Annotated in this window: 16 protein-coding genes; 6 read left to right on the forward strand and 10 right to left on the reverse strand. The window is 56.0% G+C overall.

From position 1 onward, the window contains the following. The first annotated feature begins 11 nt into the window (after nucleotides 1-11). Nucleotides 12-548 carry a hypoxanthine phosphoribosyltransferase gene (gene hpt / locus FN082_RS06960; protein WP_139536998.1) on the forward strand — a complete coding sequence of 179 codons (537 nt, stop codon included), beginning with the start codon at nucleotides 12-14 and terminating at the stop codon, nucleotides 546-548. A 47-nt stretch (nucleotides 549-595) separates the two neighbouring features. Here the strand turns inward: hpt and can are convergent, their stop codons facing one another. After that, entirely contained in the window at nucleotides 596-1,258 is a 663-nt protein-coding gene (gene can, locus FN082_RS06965; RefSeq protein WP_139536999.1) for a carbonate dehydratase, read from the reverse strand. Between the two features lie 107 nt (nucleotides 1,259-1,365). Between can and FN082_RS06970 the strand changes: the two genes are divergently transcribed. The 4 genes from FN082_RS06970 (at nucleotide 1,366) to FN082_RS06985 (ending at nucleotide 4,932) form a co-directional block, all read left to right on the forward strand. Next, nucleotides 1,366-2,292 (forward strand): ABC transporter ATP-binding protein, encoded by a 927-nt coding sequence (locus FN082_RS06970; protein WP_139537000.1) that lies wholly within the window; start codon nucleotides 1,366-1,368, stop codon nucleotides 2,290-2,292. Further along, a complete protein-coding gene (locus tag FN082_RS06975; protein ID WP_139537001.1) occupies nucleotides 2,289-3,059 on the forward strand; it encodes an ABC transporter permease in 771 nt (256 codons plus the stop codon). The genes FN082_RS06970 and FN082_RS06975 overlap by 4 nt, the downstream gene beginning before the upstream one ends. A gap of 121 nt (nucleotides 3,060-3,180) precedes the next feature. Continuing rightward, entirely contained in the window at nucleotides 3,181-3,621 is a 441-nt protein-coding gene (locus FN082_RS06980) for a PTS sugar transporter subunit IIA (protein WP_112215789.1), read from the forward strand. 57 nt (nucleotides 3,622-3,678) lie between these two features. Beyond that, nucleotides 3,679-4,932, forward strand: a complete 1,254-nt coding sequence (locus FN082_RS06985; protein WP_139537002.1) for a polysaccharide deacetylase family protein — start codon at nucleotides 3,679-3,681, stop codon at nucleotides 4,930-4,932. Between the two features lies 1 nt (nucleotide 4,933). Here FN082_RS06985 and panD read toward each other — a convergent pair whose 3' ends face one another. From panD to thpR, 9 genes are all read right to left on the reverse strand, one after another. Then, on the reverse strand, nucleotides 4,934-5,314 hold the full coding sequence (gene panD, locus FN082_RS06990; protein WP_139537003.1) for an aspartate 1-decarboxylase: 381 nt from the start codon (nucleotides 5,312-5,314) through the stop codon (nucleotides 4,934-4,936). 93 nt (nucleotides 5,315-5,407) lie between these two features. Then, nucleotides 5,408-6,262, reverse strand: a complete 855-nt coding sequence (gene panC, locus FN082_RS06995) for a pantoate--beta-alanine ligase (protein WP_142464282.1) — start codon at nucleotides 6,260-6,262, stop codon at nucleotides 5,408-5,410. 11 nt (nucleotides 6,263-6,273) lie between these two features. Then, nucleotides 6,274-7,065, reverse strand: a complete 792-nt coding sequence (gene panB, locus FN082_RS07000) for a 3-methyl-2-oxobutanoate hydroxymethyltransferase (RefSeq protein ID WP_139537005.1) — start codon at nucleotides 7,063-7,065, stop codon at nucleotides 6,274-6,276. Nucleotides 7,066-7,184: 119 nt separating this feature from the next. Then, nucleotides 7,185-7,664, reverse strand: coding sequence for a 2-amino-4-hydroxy-6-hydroxymethyldihydropteridine diphosphokinase (gene folK, locus FN082_RS07005; protein WP_142981346.1), 480 nt, complete (start codon nucleotides 7,662-7,664; stop codon nucleotides 7,185-7,187). Next, the gene (pcnB, locus tag FN082_RS07010; RefSeq protein ID WP_139537007.1) at nucleotides 7,661-9,058 is read right to left on the reverse strand and encodes a polynucleotide adenylyltransferase PcnB; all 1,398 of its coding nucleotides are present in this window, start codon (nucleotides 9,056-9,058) and stop codon (nucleotides 7,661-7,663) included. The genes folK and pcnB overlap by 4 nt, the downstream gene beginning before the upstream one ends. 62 nt (nucleotides 9,059-9,120) lie before the next feature. Continuing rightward, on the reverse strand, nucleotides 9,121-10,002 hold the full coding sequence (gene gluQRS / locus FN082_RS07015) for a tRNA glutamyl-Q(34) synthetase GluQRS (RefSeq protein ID WP_142981347.1): 882 nt from the start codon (nucleotides 10,000-10,002) through the stop codon (nucleotides 9,121-9,123). Nucleotides 10,003-10,066: 64 nt separating this feature from the next. Beyond that, nucleotides 10,067-10,522 (reverse strand): RNA polymerase-binding protein DksA, encoded by a 456-nt coding sequence (gene dksA / locus FN082_RS07020; RefSeq protein ID WP_004098689.1) that lies wholly within the window; start codon nucleotides 10,520-10,522, stop codon nucleotides 10,067-10,069. 164 nt (nucleotides 10,523-10,686) lie between these two features. Continuing rightward, nucleotides 10,687-11,403, reverse strand: a complete 717-nt coding sequence (sfsA, locus tag FN082_RS07025) for a DNA/RNA nuclease SfsA (RefSeq protein WP_142981348.1) — start codon at nucleotides 11,401-11,403, stop codon at nucleotides 10,687-10,689. Beyond that, a complete protein-coding gene (thpR, locus tag FN082_RS07030) occupies nucleotides 11,403-11,939 on the reverse strand; it encodes an RNA 2',3'-cyclic phosphodiesterase (protein WP_142981349.1) in 537 nt (178 codons plus the stop codon). The genes sfsA and thpR overlap by 1 nt, the downstream gene beginning before the upstream one ends. Nucleotides 11,940-12,011: 72 nt before the next feature. On the opposite strand from thpR, the gene hrpB reads away from it, so the two are divergent. Next, the gene (hrpB, locus tag FN082_RS07035; protein ID WP_142981350.1) at nucleotides 12,012-14,441 is read left to right on the forward strand and encodes an ATP-dependent helicase HrpB; all 2,430 of its coding nucleotides are present in this window, start codon (nucleotides 12,012-12,014) and stop codon (nucleotides 14,439-14,441) included. The last annotated feature ends 181 nt before the right edge of the window (nucleotides 14,442-14,622 follow it).

Genomic DNA, 14,622 nt, shown 5'->3' on the forward strand with positions numbered 1-14,622 from the left:
TGGTTAGTTTTATGAAACATACTGTAGAAGTGATGATCCCGGAAACCGAGATCAAAGCCCGCATTGCCGAACTCGGTCGTCAAATCAACGAACACTACAAAGATAGCGGCAGCGAAATGGTGCTGGTGGGTCTATTACGTGGTTCATTTATGTTTATGGCCGACCTGTGCCGTGAGGTTCAGGTACCGCATGAGGTTGATTTCATGACCGCCTCTAGTTATGGCAGCGGCATGTCCACCACCCGTGATGTCAAAATCCTTAAAGACCTTGATGAAGATATCCGTGGTAAAGACGTGCTGATTGTGGAAGACATCATTGACTCCGGCAACACGCTGTCAAAAGTGCGTGAAATTCTTAGCCTGCGTGAACCAAAATCCCTGGCGATTTGTACGCTGCTTGATAAGCCAAGCCGTCGTGAAGTTAACGTGCCGGTTGAGTTTGTCGGTTTTGCGATCCCGGACGAGTTCGTGGTGGGCTACGGCATTGACTATGCTCAGCGCTATCGCCACCTGCCTTATATTGGCAAAGTGACTCTGCTGGACGAGTAAAGCGGGTTATATCCCGGCTATCCGGGATATTAAGAGAGGCGCGCGAATTACTTGTGATTGGCGTGCTTGCTTTTCAGGTTAGAGATTCCCTGGCGATAGCGCTGTTCCAGCGTTTCGCGGCTGACGGCGGTCACATCAAGATCGCGCAGCATACCGTCGTGGATACCGTAGGCCCAGCCGTGAATGTTCACTTTCTGTCCGCGTTTCCATGCCGACTGCATGATAGTGGAATGCCCAAGGTTGTAGACCTGCTCCATGACATTCAATTCACACAGGGTATCGAGGCGGCGCTCTTCTGGCATTTCTCCCAGCAGGGAGCTGTGTTTAAACCAGATATCACGGATATGCAGCAGCCAGTTGTCGATAAGCCCAAGCTCGGTATTATCAATCGCCGACTGTACGCCTCCGCAGCCGTAATGACCGCAAATAATGATGTGTTCGACTTCGAGTACGTCGACGGCGTACTGCACGACGGAAAGACAGTTCAGGTCGGTATGAATCACCAGGTTGGCAACGTTACGGTGTACGAACAGCTCGCCAGGTTCCAGGCCAGTTAAACGTTCAGCGGGTACGCGGCTATCAGAGCATCCAATCCACAGAAAGCGCGGCTTCTGCGCCTGCGCCAGTTTCTCAAAAAAACCGGGGTCTTCCTCCACCAGCATTTTTGACCATAGTGCATTGTTGCTGATGAGTGTATCTATATCGTTCATGGATGTTTACGGGCCTGTAACCAAGTAAGTGCGTTGCGCTAATATAGGTTAACCTCACATTTTTTAAAACAACCCATCGCGTGTCACGACACGAGAAGAGACATTTAATGACCATTGCTCTGGAACTAAAACAGCTCAAGAAAACCTACCCCGGCGGGGTTCAGGCGCTGCGTGGAATCGATCTGCAGGTCGAAGCAGGCGATTTTTACGCGCTCCTGGGGCCAAACGGCGCGGGGAAGTCCACCACCATCGGTATTATCAGCTCGCTGGTAAATAAAACCTCCGGCGAGGTCAACGTATTTGGCTATGACCTGCAAAAGGATGTGGTGAATGCCAAGCGCCAGCTTGGTCTGGTGCCGCAGGAGTTCAACTTTAACCCGTTTGAGACCGTGCAGCAGATTGTGGTTAACCAGGCGGGCTACTACGGCGTTGAGCGCAAAGAGGCGATTATCCGTAGCGAAAAGTACCTGAAACAGCTCGATCTGTGGGAAAAACGCAACGAACGCGCGCGGATGCTCTCCGGCGGCATGAAGCGCCGCCTGATGATTGCCCGCGCGCTGATGCATGAGCCGAAGTTGCTGATTCTCGATGAGCCAACGGCAGGGGTGGACATTGAGCTACGTCGTTCGATGTGGGGATTTCTGAAAGATTTAAACGATAAAGGCACCACGATTATCCTCACCACCCACTATCTGGAAGAGGCCGAAATGCTGTGCCGCAATATTGGCATTATTCAGAGCGGCGAGCTGGTGGAAAACACGTCGATGAAAGAGCTGCTTTCCAAGCTGAAATCAGAAACCTTTATTCTCGACCTGGCGCCTAAAAGCCCGCTACCGGTGCTGGAAGGTTACCAGTATCGCCTGGTCGATACATCGACGCTGGAGGTTGAAGTGCTGCGTGAGCAGGGAATTAATAGCGTATTCACGCAGCTGAGCGCGCAGGGAGTACAGGTTTTAAGTATGCGTAACAAAGCCAACCGTCTTGAAGAGCTTTTTGTCACGCTGGTCCATGACCGGAAAGGAGAATCAGCATGATGCAGCTTTATTGGGTCGCGCTGAAAAGCATCTGGACCAAAGAGATCCACCGTTTTATGCGTATCTGGATCCAGACTCTGGTGCCGCCGGTTATTACGATGACTCTCTACTTTGTGATTTTCGGCAATCTGATTGGCTCGCGTATCGGTGAAATGCACGGTTTTACCTATATGCAGTTTATTGTGCCGGGCCTGATTATGATGGCGGTGATCACCAACGCCTACGCCAACGTGGCTTCTTCTTTTTTCAGCGCGAAATTCCAGCGCAATATTGAAGAACTGCTGGTCGCCCCGGTCCCCACGCACGTGGTCATTGCTGGCTATGTGGGCGGTGGCGTTGCGCGCGGTTTGTGCGTAGGCATTCTGGTAACGGCGATTTCGCTGTTTTTCGTCCCGTTTCAGGTCCACTCATGGGTATTTGTCGCTCTGACGCTGGTTCTCACCGCGGTGCTATTTTCGCTGGCCGGTCTGCTCAATGCGGTATTTGCTAAAACCTTTGATGATATCAGCCTGATCCCGACCTTTGTGCTGACGCCGTTGACCTATCTCGGCGGGGTTTTTTATTCCTTAACTCTGCTGCCGCCGTTCTGGCAAGGGCTGTCGCATTTGAACCCCATTGTCTACATGATCAGCGGGTTTCGCTACGGCTTCCTCGGTATTAACGATGTTCCGCTTGCCACCACCTTCGGTGTGCTGGTGGTGTTTATTGTCGCGTTTTATTTCTTATGCTGGTATTTGATTCAGCGCGGGCGCGGACTTCGTAGCTAATTTAGCCATTCATGGCGCTTCTCTGCTCAGTTAAGCGAAGCGCCAGCAAGCAATTTTGATTGCCATCACCGATATTCATCATTTCCCTTGCTAAATTGTTTGCCTGCTAAGGAGGTAAGCGATGTTAGGTTGGGTGATTACCTGCCATGATGAACTGGCGCAGGAGATGCTGGATCGTCTGGAGAAAAAATTTGGGCCATTGACTCAGTGCCGGGCGGTGAACTATTGGCGCAATCTCAGCAGCAATATGTTGAGCCGCATGATGTGCGATGCGTTGCACGAGACGGACAGCGGTGAGGGCGTCGTTTTTTTGACCGATAAAACCGGCGCGGCACCCTATCGCGTAGCCGCGCTGATGAGTCATAAGCATACCCACTGTGAAGTGATTTCCGGGATTAGCTATCCATTACTTGAGAGTATGTATTTGCTACGCCAGACGCTGAGCAGTGAGGCCTTTCGTCATGCCATTGTCAGTGCTGGAGGCCCTGCAGTAAGCAGCCTTTGGCATCAGCAGCAAAAAAACCCACCTTTCCGGTTACTGCATGAGCCGTACGGGAATTAAGCGTTGGTATTGATAGCGCTTTTGTTACAATGACGGCAGTTTTTATCTACCGGTTCGATGTGCATGTTTGCCCGAATTCTTGCTTTACTCCTCCTTGTTACATCGCTCAGCGTCTCCGCCAGTCTGTTAAGCCAGCAGGGTGCCCCAGCGCGCTATATGCAAACGACGGAAGATGCGGATATCTGGGCGCAGGTTGGCAACCAGGTGGTGAGCGTGGGCAACGTGCGGGCAGGGCAGATTTTGGCGGTGGTGCCGACGGCGGCGGATTACTATGAGTTTAACTTTGGTTTTGCTACCGGCTTTATTGATAAAGGCCACCTGGAACCGGTGCAGGGGAAGCAGCGGGTTGAGGATAACCTGGGCGATCTGCATAAGCCCCTGAGCAACCAGAATCTTATTACCTGGAAAGATACTCCAGTCTATGACGCCCCTTCAGTCGGTAGCGCGCCGTTCGGTACGCTGGCGAATAATCTGCGCTATCCCATCATCAGTAAACTTAAAGACAGGCTCAATCAGACATGGTTTCAGATTCGCATCGGTAACCGGTTGGCCTGGGTAAGTAGCCTTGATGCGCAGGAAGATAGCGGTATTCCGATTCTGACTTATCACCACATCCTGCGTGATGAAGAAAATACCCGCTTTCGCCATACCTCGACCACCACTTCCGTTCGCGCCTTCAGCAATCAGATGACCTGGCTACGCGACCAGGGCTATACCACGTTGAGCATGTATCAACTGGAGGGGTATCTGCGAAATAAAATCAATCTGCCGGCACGTTCGGTGGTGATCACCTTTGATGATGGCCTGAAGTCGGTCAGCCGCTACGCGTATCCGGTGCTCAAGCTGTATGGCTTTCACGCCACGGCCTTTATTATCTCATCGCGCATCAAGCGTCATCCGCAGAAATGGGCGCCGAAGTCGTTGCAGTTTATGAGTATTTCCGAGTTAAAACAGATTCAGGACGTCTTTGACGTGCAGTCGCATACTCACTTCCTGCACCGGGTTGACGCTTACCGTCATCCGATTCTGCTCAGCCGCAGCTATCACAATATCCTGTTCGATTTTGAACGCTCGCGGCGGGCGCTGGGGCAGTTTAATCCGCACGTACTCTATCTCTCTTATCCCTTTGGCGGCTATAACGCGACGGCGGTTCAGGCAGCGAACGATGCGGGTTTTCATCTGGCGGTGACCACGGTAAGAGGGAAGGTTAAACCGGGAGATAATCCGTTCTTATTGAAAAGGCTGTATATTTTAAGAACGGATTCGCTGGAGACAATGTCGCGGCTGATTAGCAACCAGCCGCAGGGGTAGATCAGGCAACCTGTACCGGAATCGCTTTTGCCTGGCGCTTCATTTCGTTATCGCCTTCGAAATAGGCGACTTTCGGCTGCCAGGTGCGGGCTTCTTCATCCGGCATCATAACGAAGCTGGCGATAATCAGAATATCGCCGACGCTCGCGCAGTGTGCCGCCGCGCCGTTAACAGAGATAATGCGCGAACCGCGCTCTGCGGCAATGGCGTAAGTGGAGAAACGATTTCCGTTGGTCACATTCCAGATATGAATAGCCTCGTTCTCAAGGATGCCGGACGCATCCAGGAAATCCTGATCAATAGCGCAGGAGCCTTCATAGTGCAGGTCGGCCTGCGTGACTTTAACGCGGTGGAGTTTGCCCTGCAGCATATTACGAATCATAACGTCTACCTTTAAAGCTTAACGATAACAAAGCGGACATAACATCCGCTTTGAGGAAATTCCAGGCAGTATTGCCTGATTTTTAACCCGTGTCTACTGAGCGAGCGTCACTATCTGGTTGTCGATCAGGCGAGCTTCGCCGAGCCATGCCGCCATCAGGATCACCGCACGCTTGCTGGTTTCCGTCAGGTCGAGCAGCGTGTCGGCATCGCGGATCTGAATATCATCGGCGCGGAAGCCTTTTTCATTCAGTTCCTGGGCGGCAATTGTGATGATTTCATCAAGATTGCGCTCACCGGCCGCCAGTTTCTCCGCCACGCTATTCATCACTTTATACAGTCCCGGCGCAATTTTGCGCTGCTCGGCGCTGAGATAACCGTTGCGCGAGCTCAGCGCCAGCCCATCTTTGGCACGCATAATCGGCACGCCAATAATTTCGATGTCGTAGCCCATATCGGCCACCATCTTGCGAATCAGCGCGAGCTGCTGGAAGTCTTTTTCACCGAAGCAGGCGACGTCCGGCTGGATCAGATTGAACAGCTTGCTGACGATGGTGGAAACGCCGCGGAAGTGGCCCGGACGGCTGGCACCTTCGAGCATTGTCGACAGCCCCGGCACATCAACGTAAGTCTGATTTTCGGTACCCTGCGGATAGATTTCCGCCGCGGCAGGCGCGAAGACAAAATCGACTTTCCGCTTGTTCAGCTTTTCGCAATCGTCCTGCAACGTGCGCGGGTAGCGAGCCAGATCGTCAGCGCGGTCAAACTGCATCGGGTTGACGAAGATACTTGCCACCACGACATCCGCGCTGGTTTTCGCAGCATCAACCAGCTTCATATGACCATCGTGCAGGTTGCCCATGGTAGGAACCAGCGCGATGCGCTTACCTTCCTGGCGTAAACGGCGGATATGCTGGCGCAGCAGCGGCAGAGTTTCAATAATCAGCACAACAACACTCCTTAATGGAAACTGTGTTCTTCGCCCGGATAGACGCCGGACTCCACTTCGGCAACATATTGCCGTACCGCGGCGCGTATGTCGCCCGCTGTGCTAAGGAAATTTTTGGCAAATTTAGGAATATGGCCGCCGGTAATACCAAAGGCGTCATGCATCACCAGGATTTGCCCGTCGGTGACGTTGCCTGCGCCGATACCGATTACCGGGATAGTTAATGCTTCGGTAACGCGTTTCGCCAGCTCAACCGGCACGCATTCCAGAACCAGCAGCTGAGCGCCCGCGGCTTCTAACGCCAGGGCATCATCAAGCAGAACCTGCCCGGCGTCGCCGCGGCCCTGAATTTTATAGCCCCCGAAGACATTCACCGACTGGGGAGTCAGACCGAGATGCCCACACACCGGAACCGCGCGTTCAGCGAGCATTTTCACCGTATCCGCCAGCCAGGCGCCGCCTTCGATTTTGACCATATTGGCTCCCGCGCGCATCACGATGGCGGCGTTCTCGAAGGTTTGTTCTGGTGTGGCATAAGCCATAAACGGCAGGTCTGCGAGCAGCAGGCTGTTCGGCGCGCCGCGGCGTACCGCGCGGGTATGGTAGGCGATATCTTCTACGGTCACCGGCAGGGTGGAGTCGTGGCCCTGTACCGTCATACCCAGCGAATCGCCGACCAGCAGCACGTTGATACCTTCGTCGGCAAACAGCTTGGCAAAGCTGTAGTCATAGGCGGTGATAGTGGCGAAGCGTTTCTTCTCCTGTTTGCATTTCTGCAGCACGGCGATTGTGGTCGGTTTCATAACGTTTCCTGATGATGAAAGTCATTTTAATCGGCATTCTAACAGCAGCATTCAGGGGGGCAATGGTTTTGGGCAACCGATTACCACGATCGCCGTAATTGCTAAAAAATGAAGGGGTATTACCAGATGGCCGGTTTTTCTGCGGCAAGGTGAGCCAGCACGGTACGTAATGACAGACCGTCGGGGAAATGCAGTTCTGGCGCGATTTCAAACAGCGGCCACAGCATAAAACCGCGGTTTTTCATATCGTAGTGCGGCACGGTCAGGCGCGGGCTGTTAATGACTTCATCGCCGAACAGCATGATGTCGAGATCCAGCGTGCGAGGTCCCCAGCGTTCCGCTTTACGGGTGCGGCCCTGCTGCAGTTCGATGCGCTGAGTGTGGTTGAGCAGCTCTTCCGCGGCAAGGGAGGTTTCCAGCGCAACGGCGGCGTTGAGGTAGTCCGGTTGATCCTGCGGTCCCAGCGGCGGCGTACGGTAGATAGAGGAAACGCTTATCACCCGGCTGTCAGGAATTTCATCCAGCGCGCTAACGGCAGCGTTGACCTGCTCCAGCGGAGAGGCCAGATTGCTGCCGATGGCAATGTAAGCGAGGGTCATGCGCTACCTTCGCGACGCGGCGCGCGTTTACGTGGACGACGGTGGCGGCGGCGCGGAGCCGGATCGTCACCCAGATCGTCAAGCATATCTTTCTGGTCCGGCGGCGTGGCCACCTGGAACTCGCCCCACCATTTGGTCAGACGCTGTAGCTCGCCATTGTTTTCGGCACCGGCGCGCAGCTCCAGCAGATCGTAGGCGGCGCGGAATTTCGGATGCTCCATCAGCTTCCATGCGCGTTTGCCCTGACGGCGGGACATCCGCAGCTGAAGCTGCCAGATATCGCGCACCAGCGTGGTAATACGCTTCGGAATTGCCAGCGTACGGCAGGCTTCATCGAGCACGTCGTTCATCGCCAGCGCGAAGGCGTCGTAATAGGCAAGCCCGCTCTCTTGCGCAATCTTCTGCGCGGCTTCCAGCAGCGGATACCAGAACATCACCGCGAACAGGAACGCCGGGTTAACGCGCATATCGTTACGAATGCGATTATCGGTGTTCTTCAGCACCTGACTGATGATGCGTTCCATAGGACTATCGCCGCGCTCGGTAAAGTAGCGGGTGATGGTCGGGAACAGCGGCTGGAACAGGTTATACTCGCGCAGCAGCAGATAGGTTTGATAACCGTCGCCAGCCTGCAGCAGCTTTAATACTTCTTCAAACAGACGTGCCGGCGGCACATCGTGTAACAGCGCCGCCAGGCGTGGAATCGGCTCTGCGGTCTCTTCGCTGATGCTCATGTTGAGCTTCGCCGCAAAACGCACCGCGCGCAGCATCCGCACCGGATCTTCACGATAGCGGGTCTCAGGATTGCCGATCAGGCGGATCACGCCGTCCTGCAGATCTTTCATGCCGCCGACATAATCGCGTACGGTAAAGTCTGCCACGCTGTAATAAAGGCTGTTGATGGTAAAGTCACGGCGCTGGGCATCTTCTTCGATTGAACCGAAGATGTTGTCGCGCAGCAGCATGCCGTTCTGGCCGCGCTGTGAGGTGACGCGATCGGTGGTGTGGCCTTCGTGATGGCCACGGAACGTCGCGACTTCAATAATTTCCGGCCCGAACATCACGTGCGCGAGGCGGAAGCGACGGCCTACCAGACGGCAGTTGCGGAACAGCTTACGTACCTGCTCCGGGGTTGCGTTAGTGGTAACGTCGAAATCTTTGGGTTTTTTGCCCAGCAGCAGATCGCGTACGCCGCCGCCGACCAGCCACGATTCGTAGCCCGCCTTATTAAGTCTGTACATGACCTTGAGGGCATTTTCACTGATATCTTTGCGGGAAATTGCATGCTGCTCGCGCGGGATAACCGTCATATGTAATTGTTCGACGGCGGCTTCTGCCTCGCGCTCTTCACGGCTTAGCACCTTACGGCAAAAATTAGCGACTCGGGTAAAAATGGTACACCTCTTAGTGTCAGACGGACTTCAGAACAAAATATACTGCGAAAAATAGCGGCTAATCATAGCTCAGCAGAAAGCATTTGAGAATGCTGGATTTGCTCAGGTCGCCAGTTCGCTACCGCGTACTTGAGTAAATCTTCAATACTCAACGTCTGCCATTCCTGAATGACATCCTGATTAAGAAACGTTAGCGCCCGCACAATTTCCGGGCGCGGATCGCCTTCAGATAGCGCCGGAGCGTGGTTTTGCTTCGACAGTTTATTGCCCTGCGCGTTGAGGGCCAGCGGCAAATGGATATAGTCCGGCGCCTGCCAGCCAAAATGCTGATACAGAGAAATTTGCCGCACCGTGGGTTCAATCAGATCGGCACCGCGGACGATTTCGCTGACGCCCTGGAAATGATCGTCCACCACGACCGCCAGATTATAGGCAAACAGCCCATCGCGGCGGTGAATAATGAAATCTTCGCGCGCCAGCGGCTCGTTAGCAATGATAGTGCCGCACAGCCGGTCGTAAAACTCGAGAACCGGACGCGTTTGCCGCAGGCGCAGAGCGGCGTTTTCCGCACTGAGATGTAACTCCCGGCAGTGCCCGTCATAAAGGCCGCCAACGGCATGAATGCGTGCGCGGGTACAGGTGCAGTAGTAACAGAGCCCCTGCTCAAGAAGCCAGGCCAGGCGTTCGCGATAGGCTTCGTGACGCTGTGATTGCCACAGTACCTCACCGTCCCAGTGCAGGCCGTAGTGTTCTAACTGACGGAGAATGGTATCAGCGGCGCCGGGAACTTCACGCGGCGGATCGATATCTTCAATGCGCACGCGCCAGATACCGTTCTGCGCCCGGGCCTGCAGATAGCTGCCAAGGGCGGCAATCAATGAGCCGAAGTGGAGTTCGCCGGAAGGTGAGGGGGCAAAGCGCCCAATGTAGTGTGAATCTTTCATGATATGACTGATAAAACATCAGGGCGGGAGAAAACTCCCGCCAGAGATGTGCCAGCGAAGTGAATTAGCCTGCCATCTGTTTTTCGCGAATTTCCGCCAGCGTTTTGCAATCAATGCACAGGTCGGCGGTCGGACGCGCTTCCAGACGACGGATACCAATCTCGACGCCACAGGATTCACAGAAGCCGAAATCTTCGTCTTCGACTTTTTTCAGCGTTTTCTCGATCTTTTTGATCAGTTTACGTTCGCGGTCGCGGTTACGCAGCTCCAGGCTGAACTCTTCTTCCTGAGCGGCACGGTCTACCGGGTCCGGGAAGTTAGCAGCTTCATCCTGCATGTGCGTTACGGTGCGATCCACTTCATCCCTAAGTTGATTACGCCACGCTTCAAGAATGCGCTTGAAGTGCGCCAGCTGGGCTTCGTTCATATACTCTTCGCCCGGCTTCACTTGGTACGGCTCCACCCCAGCGATGGAGAGAATACTCAGGGACGATGTTTTACGGTTTTGCCCTTCTTGCATGTTGCTTCTCCTTAACACGCACTATCGATCCCCGTGTTGGGGGAAAAATCAGGCCGCTATAAATAGCAGATGCTTTTCCGGATAGCAATTATCTAAACGTTACACTTGACAACCCTGTGAGGAAAAGCGTATTTGCGCTCGCGACCCGAATACTATTTAGCCGTTTATTTACCGGGGGTTAACACCACGGTAATCGGCTTATTCAGAGTCATCATCTCGGTAGAAAGTTCCGCCTTGTACGCGAGAATTTCTACCCCCTTGTTTTGCGCCTCAATCAATAGCTGTGCGTATCTGGCATCAATATGATGCGCGGGTGAGAAACGGTCGATCGCCGAATGCAGCACGGCGAACAAAATCACCGCCCGATTGCCTGCCGCCACCACGCTCATCAGCTCCCGCAGGTGCTTCTGACCGCGCTCGGTGACCGCATCGGGGAAGTAACCGTGTTCTTTCTCCGCCAACGTAACCGATTTCACTTCAATATAGCAGTTTTGTTGGTCTTCTGCTTGTAACAGAATATCAATGCGGCTGTTTTCACCACCATACTTCACTTCGCTTTTCAGCGTGTTATAGCCTAAAAGCTCGGGAATATTTCCTGCCAGGATCGCTTCTTTCGCCAGCGTATTAGCGCGTAATGTATTAACACAAATTATCGCGCCTTGTACGGTTTCAGTTAATTCCCATGTGTGCGCATATTTGCGCTTAGGATTATCTGAAGTGGAATACCAGACAGTATCGCCCGGCGCGGCGCAGCCGGTCATCGCGCCTGTATTGGGGCAGTGCAGGGTCAACTCACGACCATCGGGGGTGACAACATCGGCGAGAAACCGTTTGTAACGTTTAATCAGGATGGCGGACTGCAGGGGAGGAGTGAACAGCATCAGCTTTCCTTGTCGAAAGGGTAACGTTCCAGCGCCTGATAGCGGGTGCGCCCGCGACTAAAACTGGATTCATAGAGGACAAATTCATTGACCGCAAACGCCCAGTTGAATCCGGGCGGCGGAATCGGCACCGCATGGCGCGCATCGCGCAGCAGGGTGATATGCGGATGAAACGGCTGCGGGCTTTGATAGCAGCCGCTGCGGGCCGCCTGGGCGCGCAGCATATTCGCCAACTGTAGCACCCCGCGCGGCGGCTGGCGGGTGCCCAGCCACACGACGCGTGAACGCAGCCACTGCCCGGCATCGTCAAGGGTCAAGGTAAAGCCCGGCTGGCGAATACGCCCGGCCATCGTCGACAGCGCCCGCTGCTTCTCCGCACTCACGTCGCCAAGAAACGCCAGCGTCAGATGAAGGTTATCCGCCGCTATCGGTCGGCCCGCATCGTCGGGAAAGCTAGCGGCGCGCCAGTGAACGATCTGCCGCTGAACCTCTTTAGGCAGCTCAAGGGCGAAAAACAGCCTTTTCGGTTCGGACATGATAGAGACTCGGTAATGAATTATCAGGATGCTACAATGCTTGCCCTCAAATGTTAACCTCCGGAGCCCTTCGTGTCCTCATTGCCGGTTGCCGTCGTTCTTCCTGAACTTCTCACTGCCCTGCAGCATGCGCCGCAGGTTCTGCTCAATGCGCCAACCGGTGCCGGGAAATCCACCTGGCTGCCGCTGCAAATCCTCGCGGAAGGTAAAATCAACGGACGCATTATTCTGCTGGAGCCGCGGCGGCTGGCGGCGCGAAACGTGGCGCAGCGTCTGGCGGAACTGCTAGGGGAGAAACCCGGCGAGACCGTGGGCTATCGCATGCGCGCCGAGACCTGCGTCGGGCCGAATACGCGCCTCGAAGTAGTGACTGAAGGGATCCTGACGCGGATGATCCAGCGCGATCCTGAACTGACCGGCATCGGGCTGGTGATCCTCGATGAATTCCACGAACGCAGCCTGCAGGCAGATCTGGCGCTGGCGCTGCTGCTCGACGTCCAGCAGGGGCTGCGCGACGATCTCAAGCTGCTGATCATGTCGGCGACGCTGGATAATGAACGCCTGCAGAAGCTGCTGCCGGAGGCACCTGTTATCGTTTCTGAAGGGCGCGCGTTTCCGGTTGAACGGCGCTTTCTGCCGCTAGCCACTCATCAACGGTTTGACGAGGCGGTGGCGATTGCCGCCGCGGAACTGCTGCGCAGCGAAAGCGGCTCAATGCTGCTGTTTCTGCCCGGCGTTGGGGAGATTCAACGTGTGCAGGAACGGCTGGCGGAGCGGGTGGCGAACGATGTGGTTCTCTGTCCGCTATATGGCGCGCTGCCGCTGAACGAGCAGCGCAAGGCGATACTCCCTGCGCCTGCCGGGATGCGCAAAGTGGTGCTGGCGACCAATATCGCCGAAACCAGTCTGACTATTGAAGGTATTCGGCTGGTGGTGGATAGCGCCCAGGAGCGCGTCGCCCGCTTTGATGCCCGTACGGGGTTAACTCGCCTGATCACGCAGCGCATCAGCCAGGCCTCGATGACCCAGCGTGCCGGACGCGCCGGACGCCTGGAACCGGGGATCTGCCTGCATTTGATCGGCAAAGAGCAGGCAGAGCGCGCGGCGGCGCAGGGTGATGCGGAAATCCTGCAAAGCGATCTGTCGGCGCTGCTGCTGGAGCTTTTGCAGTGGGGATGCCAGGACCCGTCCCAGCTTAGCTGGCTGGATCTGCCGCCTGCGGCTAACCTGGCGGCGGCCCGTCGCCTGCTGACAGCGCTCTCAGCGCTGGACGGCGAGCGACTCTCGGCGCACGGGCGCAAAATGGCCGCGTTGGGTAACGACCCGCGCCTGGCGGCCATGTTGACCGCAACGGACGATGCCGATGGTGTCGCGACGGCGGCTAAGCTGGCGGCGATTCTGGAAGAGCCGCCGCGCGGCGGTAATAGCGACCTTAGCTCGGCGTTTGCCCGCCAGCAGACCAACTGGCAGCAGCGAGCGCAGCAGTTGATGAAAAGGCTGGCGGTTCGCGGCGGTCAGCCCGATGCTGAGCTAATGGCGGCGCTGCTGGCCTCCGCTTTTGCTGACCGCATTGCCCATCGTCGCGGTCAGGAAGAGCGCTACCAGCTGGCGAACGGGATGGGCGCAATGCTTGACGCTGACGATGCGCTGGGTCGCCATGAGTGGCTGATTGCGCCGCTGCTGTTGCAGGGCAGTTCGTCGCCGGATGCGCGGATTTTACTGGCGCTGCCGGTGGATATTCATGCGCTGATTGAGCAGTGTCCGGCGCTGGCTCAGCGTTCTGATACCGTCGAGTGGGACGAAGCGCTGGGCACCCTGAAGGCCTGGCGACGCACCTGTATCGGGCAACTGGTGATCAAGACCCAGCCGCTGGCGAAGCCTTCGGAAGAGGAGCTGCATCAGGCGATGCTCAACGGCATCCGGGATAAGGGCCTGAGCGTACTCAACTGGACCCCGGAAGCGGAACAGCTGCGCCTGAGACTGCACTGTGCCGCGCAGTGGCTACCGGAAGAGGCGTGGCCTGCGGTTGATGAAACTTCGCTGCTGGAGTCGCTTGAGGAGTGGCTGTTGCCGCAGATGGCGGGCGTCCACTCGCTGCGGGCGCTTAAGGCGCTGGATGTGCGCCAGGCGCTGCAAAACTGGCTACCGTGGCCGCTGCGCCAGAAGCTGGATAGCGAGCTGCCCACACATTATACGGTGCCGACCGGCAGCCGCATCGCCATTCGCTATCATGATGAAAACCCTCCGGCGCTGGCGGTGCGAATGCAGGAGATGTTTGGCGAAGCGACAACCCCGATGATAGCCCAAGGGCGCGTGCCGCTGGTGCTGGAGCTGCTTTCACCGGCGCAGCGACCGCTGCAAATCACCCGCGATTTAGGCGCGTTCTGGCAGGGGAGCTACCGCGAGGTGCAAAAAGAGATGAAAGGGCGCTATCCGAAGCATGTCTGGCCGGACGATCCTGCCAATACCGCCCCGACCCGACGTACCAAGAAGTATTCGTAATCTCCGGACAGGCCCACAGTTTGCAGCGGACCCGTAGCCCGGTCAGCGCACCGGGAAGATAACCTGAAGCCGCATTGCGCGCTGTTTCCCGGAGGCGGCGCTGGCGCACCTGTCCGGGCTACCAGACCGGCACTGTACCCGTAGCCCGGTCAGCGCAGCGCCACCGGGAAGATTGATGTGG

The sequence above is a fragment of the Klebsiella spallanzanii genome, assembly GCF_902158555.1.
GTDB lineage: Bacteria > Pseudomonadota > Gammaproteobacteria > Enterobacterales > Enterobacteriaceae > Klebsiella > Klebsiella spallanzanii.